This window comes from Actinophytocola sp. (assembly GCF_035942955.1).
Taxonomy (GTDB): domain Bacteria; phylum Actinomycetota; class Actinomycetes; order Mycobacteriales; family Pseudonocardiaceae; genus DASYTH01.
This window is the reverse complement of sequence record NZ_DASZCQ010000035.1, coordinates 1-10,361: the sequence shown is the minus strand read 5'-3', so window position 1 is coordinate 10,361 and position 10,361 is coordinate 1. Positions and strand designations below refer to the sequence as shown.

The 10,361-nt window shown below is 67.7% G+C and carries 13 protein-coding genes and 1 pseudogene; all 14 read right to left on the bottom strand.

Annotation, left to right across the window (positions count from 1 at the left end; all coding sequences use genetic code 11):
• Window positions 1–698, bottom strand: a 698-nt coding sequence (gene rpsC / locus VGX25_RS03165) for a 30S ribosomal protein S3 (RefSeq protein ID WP_326916041.1), incomplete at its 3' end; no start/stop codon positions are given.
• A complete protein-coding gene (rplV, locus tag VGX25_RS03160; protein WP_326916040.1) occupies window positions 698–1,126 on the bottom strand; it encodes a 50S ribosomal protein L22 in 429 nt (142 codons plus the stop codon). The genes rpsC and rplV, both read right to left, overlap by 1 nt.
• Before the next feature lie 106 nt (window positions 1,127–1,232).
• Entirely contained in the window at window positions 1,233–1,514 is a 282-nt protein-coding gene (rpsS, locus tag VGX25_RS03155; protein WP_326916039.1) for a 30S ribosomal protein S19, read from the bottom strand.
• A 21-nt stretch (window positions 1,515–1,535) separates the two neighbouring features.
• Window positions 1,536–2,372, bottom strand: a complete 837-nt coding sequence (gene rplB / locus VGX25_RS03150; protein ID WP_326916038.1) for a 50S ribosomal protein L2 — start codon at window positions 2,370–2,372, stop codon at window positions 1,536–1,538.
• Window positions 2,373–2,472: 100 nt separating this feature from the next.
• Window positions 2,473–2,772, bottom strand: a complete 300-nt coding sequence (gene rplW / locus VGX25_RS03145; protein WP_326916037.1) for a 50S ribosomal protein L23 — start codon at window positions 2,770–2,772, stop codon at window positions 2,473–2,475.
• A gap of 323 nt (window positions 2,773–3,095) precedes the next feature.
• Window positions 3,096–3,776, bottom strand: a pseudogene (gene rplD / locus VGX25_RS03140) (50S ribosomal protein L4); the annotation flags it as partial.
• Entirely contained in the window at window positions 3,773–4,429 is a 657-nt protein-coding gene (gene rplC / locus VGX25_RS03135) for a 50S ribosomal protein L3 (protein ID WP_326916036.1), read from the bottom strand. The gene rplC and the pseudogene rplD, both read right to left, overlap by 4 nt.
• Before the next feature lie 13 nt (window positions 4,430–4,442).
• The gene (rpsJ, locus tag VGX25_RS03130; RefSeq protein WP_003938093.1) at window positions 4,443–4,748 is read right to left on the bottom strand and encodes a 30S ribosomal protein S10; all 306 of its coding nucleotides are present in this window, start codon (window positions 4,746–4,748) and stop codon (window positions 4,443–4,445) included.
• A 233-nt stretch (window positions 4,749–4,981) separates the two neighbouring features.
• On the bottom strand, window positions 4,982–6,175 hold the full coding sequence (gene tuf / locus VGX25_RS03125; protein ID WP_326916035.1) for an elongation factor Tu: 1,194 nt from the start codon (window positions 6,173–6,175) through the stop codon (window positions 4,982–4,984).
• Window positions 6,176–6,290: 115 nt separating this feature from the next.
• Entirely contained in the window at window positions 6,291–8,390 is a 2,100-nt protein-coding gene (fusA, locus tag VGX25_RS03120; protein ID WP_326916034.1) for an elongation factor G, read from the bottom strand.
• A gap of 55 nt (window positions 8,391–8,445) precedes the next feature.
• Entirely contained in the window at window positions 8,446–8,916 is a 471-nt protein-coding gene (gene rpsG / locus VGX25_RS03115) for a 30S ribosomal protein S7 (RefSeq protein WP_326916033.1), read from the bottom strand.
• Window positions 8,916–9,290, bottom strand: coding sequence for a 30S ribosomal protein S12 (gene rpsL / locus VGX25_RS03110; protein WP_326916032.1), 375 nt, complete (start codon window positions 9,288–9,290; stop codon window positions 8,916–8,918). The genes rpsG and rpsL overlap by 1 nt, the downstream gene beginning before the upstream one ends.
• Window positions 9,291–9,624: 334 nt before the next feature.
• On the bottom strand, window positions 9,625–10,029 hold the full coding sequence (locus VGX25_RS03105; protein ID WP_326916031.1) for a type II toxin-antitoxin system VapC family toxin: 405 nt from the start codon (window positions 10,027–10,029) through the stop codon (window positions 9,625–9,627).
• Window positions 10,026–10,298, bottom strand: coding sequence for a type II toxin-antitoxin system prevent-host-death family antitoxin (locus VGX25_RS03100; RefSeq protein WP_326916030.1), 273 nt, complete (start codon window positions 10,296–10,298; stop codon window positions 10,026–10,028). The genes VGX25_RS03105 and VGX25_RS03100 overlap by 4 nt, the downstream gene beginning before the upstream one ends.
• Window positions 10,299–10,361 lie beyond the last annotated feature (63 nt).

Genomic DNA, 10,361 nt, shown 5'->3' with positions numbered 1-10,361 from the left:
CGCTCACCGCGCTCGCGGCGCGGCGAGCGCTGCTCCTGGGCGTGCGCGGCGGCATCCCGCTCGCGGCGGCCGCCGACCACGTCGCCCTTGAAGATCCACACCTTCACGCCGATCCGGCCGAAGGTGGTGCGGGCCTCGAAGAAGCCGTAGTCGATGTCGGCGCGCAGCGTGTGCAGCGGCACCCGGCCCTCGCGGTAGTGCTCGGAGCGGGACATCTCGGCGCCGCCTAGTCGGCCGCTGCACTGCACCCGGATGCCCTTGACCTGCGGCGAGCGCATGGCCGACTGGATGGCCTTGCGCATGGCGCGGCGGAACGAGACCCGGTTGGACAGCTGCTCGGCGGTCACCTGGGCCACCAGCTGGGCGTCCGCCTCGGGGTTCTTCACCTCGAGGATGTTCAGCTGCACCTGCTTCTTGGTCAGCTTCTCCAGCTCGCCCCGGATCCGGTCGGCCTCGGCGCCCCGCCGGCCGATCACGATGCCGGGCCGCGCGGTGTGGATGTCGACCCGCACCCGGTCCCGGGTGCGCTCGATCTCCACCTTGGAGATGCCGGCCCGCTCCATGCCCTTGGCCAGCAGCCGGCGGATCTTGACGTCCTCGGCCACGTACTCGGCGTACTGCTTGTCGGCATACCAGCGGGACTTCCAGTCGGTGGTGATCCCCAGCCGGAAGCCGTGCGGGTTGATCTTCTGACCCACTAGCGGGCACCCCTCTTCGCAGTGCGGCCGGGCTTGGCGGCCTTCTTCCTCGTGTCGATCAGCGACTCGACCTCGATGGTGATGTGGCTGGTGCGCTTGCGGATCCGGTACGCACGCCCCTGCGCGCGCGGCCGGAACCGCTTGAGCGTCGGACCCTCGTCCACGTACGCCTTGCTGATCCAGAGCGTCTCGGGGTCGAGGTCGAGGTTGTTCTCCGCGTTGGCCATGGCGCTGGCGAGCACCTTGGCCACCGGCTCGCTCGCCGCCTGCGGCGCGAACTGCAGGATCGCCAGGGCCTCGGCGGCACTGTGGCCTCGGATCAGGTCGACGACCCGGCGCACCTTCATCGGCGTGGCTCGGACATAGCGAGCCCGAGCAATGGCGCGCGGAAGCTCTTCCCGCTGCGCCGCTGCGTTAGGGGCACTCATCGCTTATCTCCTCTGTCCTGGTCCGCGGCTTTGCGCTTCACGTTAAGTACGGCCGCGCCCGGTGTTCGCCTTGACTGCCGCGCGATCACTTGCGTTCCTCTCGGCCTCAGCGCCTGCGCGCCTTGCGGTCGTCCTTGACGTGTCCACGGAAGGTGCGGGTGGGGGCGAACTCGCCCAGCTTGTGCCCGACCATGGACTCGGTGATGTAGACCGGAACGTGCTTGCGGCCGTCGTGCACCGCGATGGTGTGGCCGAGCATGTCCGGGATGATCGTGGACCGGCGGGACCAGGTCTTGATCACGGTCTTCTTGCCGGACTCGTTGAGCGCGTCCACCTTCTTGAGCAGGTGGTCGTCGACGAACGGGCCCTTCTTCAAGCTACGCGGCATGTCTTAACTCCCTCCTGCTCTCTAGCGCTTCTTGCCGGTACGCCGGCGGCGGACGATCATGCGGTCGCTCGGCTTGCCCTTGCGGCGGGTGCGGCCCTCGGGCTTGCCCTTCGGGTTGACCGGGTGCCGGCCACCGGAGGTCTTGCCCTCACCGCCACCGTGCGGGTGGTCGACCGGGTTCATGGCCACTCCGCGGACGGTCGGGCGCCGGCCCTTCCACCGCATCCGGCCCGCCTTGCCCCAGTTGATGTTGGCCTGCTCGGCGTTGCCGACCTCGCCGACCGTGGCGCGGCAGCGCACGTCCACGTTACGGATCTCGCCGGACGGCATGCGCAGCTGCGCGTACGGGCCCTCCTTGGCGACCAGCTGCACGCTGGCCCCGGCCGAGCGGGCGATCTTGGCGCCGCCGCCGGGCCGCAGCTCGATCGCGTGGATCACCGTGCCGACCGGGATGTTGCGCAGCGGCAGGTTGTTGCCCGGCTTGATGTCGGCCCGCGGGCCGTTCTCGATCCGGTCGCCCTGCTTGAGCTTGTCCGGCGCGATGATGTAGCGCTTCTCGCCGTCGGCGTAGTGCAGCAGCGCGATCCGGGCGGTGCGGTTCGGGTCGTACTCGATGTGCGCGACCTTGGCCGGCACGCCGTCCTTGTCGTGCCGCCGGAAGTCGATGATCCGGTAGGCCCGCTTGTGACCGCCGCCCTTGTGCCGCGTGGTGATCTTGCCGTGCACGTTGCGGCCGCCCTTGCCGTGCAGCGGGCGAACCAGCGACTTCTCCGGGTGCGACCGGGTGATCTCGGCGAAGTCGGAGACGCTGGCGCCGCGCCGGCCCGGCGTCGTCGGCTTGTACTTGCGAATGCCCATTGTCTGCTCAGTTCTCCTTCGCGGCCTTGCGCTTCGCGTTAAGTACAGCCGCGCTCGGTGGTCGCCCTGATTGCCGCGTAATCACTTTGCCTGCTTCCCCTTACGCGGCCGGTCCGCCGAAGATCTCGATCGGCTTGCTCTCGGGCGACAGCGTCACGATTGCCCGCTTGGTGTCCTTGCGCTTGCCGTACCCGGTGCGGGTGCGCTTGCGCTTGCCCTGCCGGTTCAGCGTGTTCACGCTCACCACCCGCACGCCGAAGACCTGCTCGACCGCGATCTTGATCTGGGTCTTGTTGGCGTTCGGGGCGACCACGAAGGTGTACTTGTTCTCCTCGAGCAGCCCGTAGGACTTCTCGGAGATCACCGGCGCGAGCAGCACGTCGCGAGGGTCGGGGATCATTCCTTCTCCTCCTTCGCCTTCCGCTGCGACGGCGGCAGCTGGAAGCCGGCGTTCTCGGCGTCCTCTTCGGACGCGAACCACACCTCGGCGGTCGTCCGGTTGTAGTGCGAGCTACCCGGCACGTGGTACAGCTTCGAGCTGAGGTTGCCCTTGATCGGGAAGCCCTCGGGCTGCGAGCCGTCCTCCAGCGGGGCGTGGCTGCCCGGTCCGAAGTCGACGGTCTCGGCGTCCTCGACCTTCTTGGCTTCCCCGGACTCGGCCTTTGCCTTGGTTTCCTTGGCCGGCTTGGCTTCCTCGGCGTCCGAAGCCTTGGTCTCCTTGGCGGTTCCCTCGGCTTTCTTGGCCGGGGCGGCCACCACGGCGACGGCCGTGGCCCCGCCCTTGGGGCCGGCGAGGAACACGTCCAGCGCGTCCTTTGTGAACACCACGTCGTCGTTGACCAGCACGTCGTAGGTGTTGAGCTGGCCCGGCTCGATCAGGTGCACGTTCGGCAGGTTCCTGGCCGAAAGCCAGTTGATCTCCTCGTCGCGGTTGAGCACGACCAGCAGGCGCTTGGCCGAGCTGACCGCCTCGAGCGCCTTGCGGGCGGTCTTGGTGGACGGGGTGTCGCCGTCGACCAGCCCGGTGATCACGTGCACCTGGCCGGCGCGGGCCCGGTCGGACAGCGCCCCGCGCAGCGCGGCGGCCTTCATCTTCTTGGGCGTCCGCTGGCTGTAGTCGCGCGGCGTGGGGCCGTGCACGACGCCACCGCCGGCGAACTGCGGCGCACGGGTCGAGCCCTGCCGGGCGCGGCCGGTGCCCTTCTGCCGGTACGGCTTCTTGCCGCCGCCGCGGACCTCGCCGCGGGTCTTGGTGTCGTGCGTGCCCTGCCGGGCCGCGGCCAGCTGCGCCACGACGACCTGGTGCATCAGCGCGATGTTGGCCTGCGCGTCGAAGATCTCGGCGGGCAGCTCGATGGTGCCCTCGGTCGTGCCCTCCGGCGACTTCAGCTCGACGCTGGTCATTCGGTCGCACCACCCTTCGCGGCGGTCTTGAGAAAGACCAAGCCGCCCTTGGGACCGGGCACCGCGCCCTTGATCAGGATCAGGCCCGAGTCGGCGTCCACCCGGTGCACGGTCAGGTTCTGCGTGGTGACCCGCACGTGCCCCATCCGGCCGGCCATCCGCAGCCCCTTGAACACCCGGCCCGGCGTGGCGCAGCCGCCGATCGAGCCGGGGCTGCGGTGCTTGCGCTGGGTGCCGTGGCTGGCACCGAGGCCGCGGAAGCCGTGCCGCTTCATCACGCCGGCGGTGCCCTTGCCCTTGCTGGTCCCGGTCACGTCGATCACGGCGCCGGCCTCGAACACGTCGGCGTTGATCTCCTGGCCGACCTCGTACTCGCCGGCGTCGGTGGTGCGCAGCTCGGCCAGGTAGCGCCGGGGCGTCACCTTGGCCTTGGCGAAGTGCCCGGTCCTCGGCTTGTTGACCTTGCGTGGATCGATCGCGCCGAAGGCCAGCTGCACGGCGGCGTAGCCGTCGTTGTCCGGGGTGCGGATCTGGGTGACCACGTTGGGGCCGGCCTTGACGACCGTCACCGGGACGATCCGGTTGTTCTCGTCGAAGACCTGGGTCATCCCGAGCTTGGTGCCCAGGATCCCTTTCATCTGCCGGTCAGACATGAGTAGTCAGGCCTCACTGGATGTTGACGTCGACGCTGGCCGGGAGGTCGATGCGCATCAGCGCGTCGACCGTCTTCGGCGTCGGGTCGAGGATGTCGATCAGGCGCTTGTGCGTGCGCATCTCGAAGTGCTCGCGCGAGTCCTTGTACTTGTGCGGCGAGCGGATGACGCAGTAGACGTTCTTCTCCGTGGGCAGCGGCACCGGCCCGACGACCCGAGCGCCGGTGCGCGTCACGGTCTCGACGATCTTGCGCGCGGACGCGTCGATCGCCTCGTGGTCGTAGGCCTTGAGCCGGATGCGGATCTTCTGTCCCGCCATGGTGGCTTGCCGTCCTTCTTCGAGTGCCGCTTTCCGGTCCACGCGGTCGGGTGTGTCGCGCCCCTACGCACAGACCGGCCCCTTGGACTTCTGTCCTCTAGGGAGTGGTCATAAGTGGCTCAGTGGTGTGAGTACCGCGAGCCCGCTCGAGCATGGCCGATCGCATGACCGTCCACGACGAGCAACCTGTCAAGGATGCCACACGCAGGTGCGGCCTCCCAAACTGGGGGTACCTACTTGATGATCTTGGTGACGCGGCCGGCGCCGACGGTGCGGCCACCCTCGCGGATGGCGAACCGCAGGCCCTCCTCCATGGCGATGGGCTGGATGAGGTCGACCTTCATCTCGGTGGTGTCGCCGGGCATGACCATCTCGGTGCCCTCGGGCAGCGTCACGACGCCGGTCACGTCCGTGGTCCGGAAGTAGAACTGCGGACGGTAGTTGTTGAAGAACGGCGTGTGCCGGCCACCCTCGTCCTTGGACAGGATGACGACGTTGGCCTCGAACTCCACGTGCGGGGTGGTCGAGCCCGGCTTCACGACGACCTGGCCGCGCTCCACCTCCTCGCGCTTGATGCCCCGCAGCAGCAGGCCCACGTTGTCGCCGGCCTGGCCCTGGTCGAGGAGCTTGCGGAACATCTCGACGCCGGTGACGACCGTCTTCTGGGACTTGTCCCGAATGCCGACGATCTCCACCTCCTCGTTGACCTTGATGACGCCCCGCTCCACGCGGCCGGTCACCACGGTGCCGCGGCCGGTGATGGTGAAGACGTCCTCGATCGGCATGAGGAACGGCTTGTCGACCTCACGCACCGGCTCCGGCACGTTCTCGTCGACCGCGTCGAGCAGCTCCATCAACTTGTTGCCCCACTCCGCGTCGCCCTCGAGCGCCTTGAGCGCCGACACCCGCACGACCGGCACGTCGTCGCCGGGGAACTCCTGGCTGGACAGCAGCTCCCGGACCTCCAGCTCGACCAGCTCGAGGATCTCCTCGTCGTCCACCATGTCGGCCTTGTTCAGGGCCACCACGATGTACGGCACGCCGACCTGGCGGGCCAGCAGCACGTGCTCGCGGGTCTGCGGCATCGGGCCGTCGGTCGCCGCGACCACGAGGATGGCGCCGTCCATCTGCGCCGCACCGGTGATCATGTTCTTGATGTAGTCGGCGTGACCGGGGCAGTCCACGTGCGCGTAGTGCCGCTTCTCGGTCTGGTACTCGACGTGCGCGATGGAGATGGTGATGCCGCGCGCCTTCTCCTCCGGCGCCTTGTCGATCTCGTCGAACGGCGTGAAGGGGTTCAGCTCGGGGTGCTTGTCATGCAGGACCTTCGTGATCGCCGCGGTCAGCGTCGTCTTGCCGTGGTCGATGTGACCGATGGTCCCGATGTTGACGTGCGGCTTGGTCCGCTCGAACTTCGCCTTCGCCACTTTTCTTCGTCCTCCTGGACTTGATCTTCTACGCTGCCGTGGCCGACCGCGTTGTCAGGTTCGGTAGTGCGGAACCATAGAGGGAGGCCTCGCCCGGCTCCGCACCGGTCTGCTATTACTCGCCCGTCGCCTTCGCGATGATCTCCTTCGCGACGTTCGCCGGAACCTCCGCGTATGAGTCGAACTGCATCGAGTAGTTCGCCCTACCCTGGGTCCTCGACCGCAGGTCGCCGACATACCCGAACATCTCCGACAGCGGCACGAGCGCCCGCACGACGCGGATGCCGCTGCGCTCCTCCATGGCCTGGATGTGGCCACGGCGGGAGTTCAGATCGCCGATGACATCACCCATGTAGTCCTCGGGCGTGGTCACCTCGACCGCCATCATCGGCTCGAGCAGGACCGGGGACGACTGCCGCGCGGCGTCCTTGAGCGCCATCGAACCGGCGATCTTGAACGCCATCTCGGAGGAGTCGACCTCGTGGTAGGCGCCGTCGAGCAGCGTCACCTTGATCCCGACCAACGGGTAGCCGGCCAGCACGCCGTACTGCATGGCGTCCTGGCAACCGGCGTCCACCGACGGGATGTACTCCTTGGGCACGCGGCCGCCGGTGACCTTGTTCTCGAACTCGTACAGCGCGCCGTCCAGGCTGGGCAGCGGCTCCAGCTTGATGATGACCTTCGCGTACTGGCCAGAGCCGCCCGTCTGCTTCTTGTGGACGTACTCGAACTTCTCGACGGTCCTGCGGATCGTCTCGCGGTAGGACACCTGCGGCTTGCCGATGTTGGCCTCGACCTTGAACTCGCGCCGCATCCGGTCGACCAGGATGTCGAGGTGCAGCTCGCCCATGCCCTCGATGATCGTCTGGCCGGTGTCCTCGTTGAGGCTGACCCGGAACGTCGGGTCCTCCTCGGCCAGCTTCTGGATGGCGGTGGACAGCTTGTCCTGGTCGGCCTTGGTCTTCGGCTCGATGGCGACCGAGATCACCGGCTCCGGGAAGGTCATCGACTCCAGCACGATCGGGTTCTGCGGATCGCACAGCGTGTCGCCGGTGGTGGTCTCCTTCAGGCCGATCATCGCGTAGATGTGGCCGGCCCTGGCCTCGTCGACCGGGTTCTCCTTGTTGGCGTGCATCTGGAACAGCTTCCCGATGCGCTCCTTGCGCTCCTTGGTGGAGTTGATCACCTGGGCGCCGGGGTTGACCTTGCCGGAGTACACCCGGACGTAGGTCAGCTTGCCGAAGAACGGGTGCGCGGCGATCTTGTAGGCCAGCGCGGAGAACGGCTCGTCGGTGCTCGGCCGGCGGGTGGCCGTGGTGACGCCGTCGGGCAGCAGGCCCTCGACGGCCGGCACGTCCTGCGGGGACGGCAGGTAGTCGATGACCGCGTCCAGCATCGGCTGCACGCCCTTGTTCTTGAACGCCGAGCCGCACAGCACCGGGTAGGCCTCACCGGCGATGGTGAGCTTGCGGATGCCGGCCTTGATCTGCTCGACGGTCAGCTCCTCGCCGGAGACGTAGAGCTCCATCAGCTCGTCGTCGGCCTCGGCGACCGCCTCGACGAGCTTCTCGCGGTACTCCTGCGCCTTGTCCAGCAGCTCGGCCGGGATCTCCTCGACCGTGTAGTCCTCGCCCTTGCGGACCTCGCCGTGCCAGGTCAGCGCGCGCATCTCGACGAGGTCGACGACGCCCTCGAAGGCGCTCTCCTCGCCGATCGGCAGCTGGATGGGCAGCGGCCGGACGCCGAGCCGCTCGGTGATGGTGCGCACGGTGAAGTAGAAGTCGGCGCCGAGCTTGTCCATCTTGTTGACGAAGCAGATCCGGGGCACGCCGTACTTGGAGGCCTGCCGCCAGACCGTCTCGGACTGCGGCTCGACGCCCTCCTTGCCGTCGAACACCGCCACGGCTCCGTCGAGGACCCGCAGCGAGCGCTCCACCTCGACGGTGAAGTCGACGTGGCCGGGCGTGTCGATGATGTTGATCTGGTGGCCATCCCAGAAGCAGGTCGTCGCGGCGGACGTGATCGTGATGCCGCGCTCCTGCTCCTGCTCCATCCAGTCCATCGTCGCGGCGCCTTCGTGCACCTCGCCGATCTTGTAGTTGATCCCGGTGTAGAACAGGATCCGCTCGGTCGTCGTGGTCTTGCCCGCGTCGATGTGGGCCATGATCCCGATGTTGCGGACCTTGGCCAGGTCGTTCAGCACGTCACGTGCCACGGGTCTGTTCCCCTGTCTCACAAAAGCGTCGTGGCCGGCCGGTGGGCCGGCCCGTTCACCAGCGGTAGTGGGCGAAGGCCTTGTTGGACTCCGCCATCTTGTGGGTGTCCTCGCGGCGCTTCACGCTCGCCCCGAGGCCGTTGCTCGCGTCGAGCAGCTCGTTCATCAGCCGCTCGACCATGGTCTTCTCCCGGCGCTGCCGCGAGAAGTTGACCAGCCAGCGCAGTGCCAGCGTGGTGCTGCGGCCCGCCTTCACCTCGATCGGCACCTGGTACGTCGCGCCACCGACCCGGCGGCTCTTCACCTCGATGGTCGGCTTGACGTTGTCCAGCGCCCGCTTGAGCGTGACGACGGGGTCGGTGCCGGTCTTCTCCCTCGCGCCCTCGAGCGCGCCGTAGACGATCCGCTCGGCGACCGAACGCTTGCCGTTCAGCAGCACCTTGTTGATCAGCTGCGTGACCAGCGGGGAGCTGTACACCGGGTCGGAGATCAGCGGCCGCTTGGGGGCCGGTCCCTTGCGTGGCATCAGCTCTTCTCCTTCTTCGCGCCGTAGCGGCTCCTGGCTTGCTTGCGGTTCTTCACGCCCTGGGTGTCCAGCGAGCCACGGATGATCTTGTAGCGCACGCCGGGCAGGTCCTTCACCCGGCCGCCGCGGACCAGCACCATCGAGTGCTCCTGCAGGTTGTGGCCCTCCCCCGGGATATAGGCCGTGACCTCGATGCCGCTGGTCAGCTTCACGCGGGCGACCTTGCGCAGCGCGGAGTTCGGCTTCTTGGGGGTCGTGGTGTACACGCGGGTGCACACGCCGCGCCGCTGCGGGCTCCCCTTCAGAGCCGCAGTCTTCTGCTTGGCGATCTTGTCCTGGCGGCCCTTGCGGACCAGCTGCTGGATCGTGGGCATAGACCGGCTTTCTTCTCAACGTTTCGCTGTTGGTCTTGTATTCCCCCTGGCCCCGCCGTAACCCGAGGTCGGGCGTGTCGCCCTGCTCACGGCGGCCGCGGGGGACCGAATCTTGGTTCCCACGGGGTTTGCGGAGGAACGGTCGGCGTGACAGGCACACCAGGCGACCCGACGTCGGTCGGGCACAAGCGTCAAAGATACCTGGCCTCGGTGCACGGGGTCAAAGCGGGTCCCCTTGACCGCCGGACCGAGTGCCGAGCCGCCACCGGCATCCGGTGCGCCGCGCCGCCGAGAGGGCATTTCCGCCCGCTCAACAATTTCGAAGAAAGCGCCCTTATGTCCCAGGCGCAACCACGGTCAATCCCGCCGCCGAAGCCGCTTCGGCCAGGCGTTTGTCATAGGTGACGAATGCAGTTATATGTTTTCCGGAGGCCACGAGATGGTCCGCGGTCGCCAGGTGGATGGCATCGAGTGAACGAAGAAGTGGATCCATGTACGCGGCGGCGGTGGCCCGGATCGGTGCGTCTATTTCCACGCGGGACACCTGTCTGAGCGTTGCCGCGACACCGGCCAGGGCTTCCGGTTGGTTGCGCCGCAGGGCGCGCGGCACTTCAACCTCGACCAAGGCCGATGACACAAACTCACCATCGGGCTGCATGCCGAGCCACGTGATCAGCTGGGGTGTCTCGTCCTCTTCGCGGATCAGCTTTACCAGCGCATTCGAGTCGAGATAGATCAATAGCGCTCCTCGTCACGGAGCTGCCTGATCAGCTCGCCGGCGTCGGCGCCCGGCGGCGCCTTGATCATCGGCATCGGAATCGGCCCTTTGATGGTGGCCGGGGTGACGCGCCCCGCGGCCACGAGGTCGGCGAGCTCGCCATCGTAGACGGGCACGATGCGGGCGATCGGCTTGCCGCGGCTGGTGATCTCGATGGTCTCACCGCCCTCGACCCGCGCAAGCACACCCGCTGTGTCCTGATTCAGCACGCGGACCGGGACCTGTTCCATGCGGTCAGCTTACTACGTGTTGTACTACCAGGCCTGAAGGCCGCCTTCGCGTGTGGCGAAGGC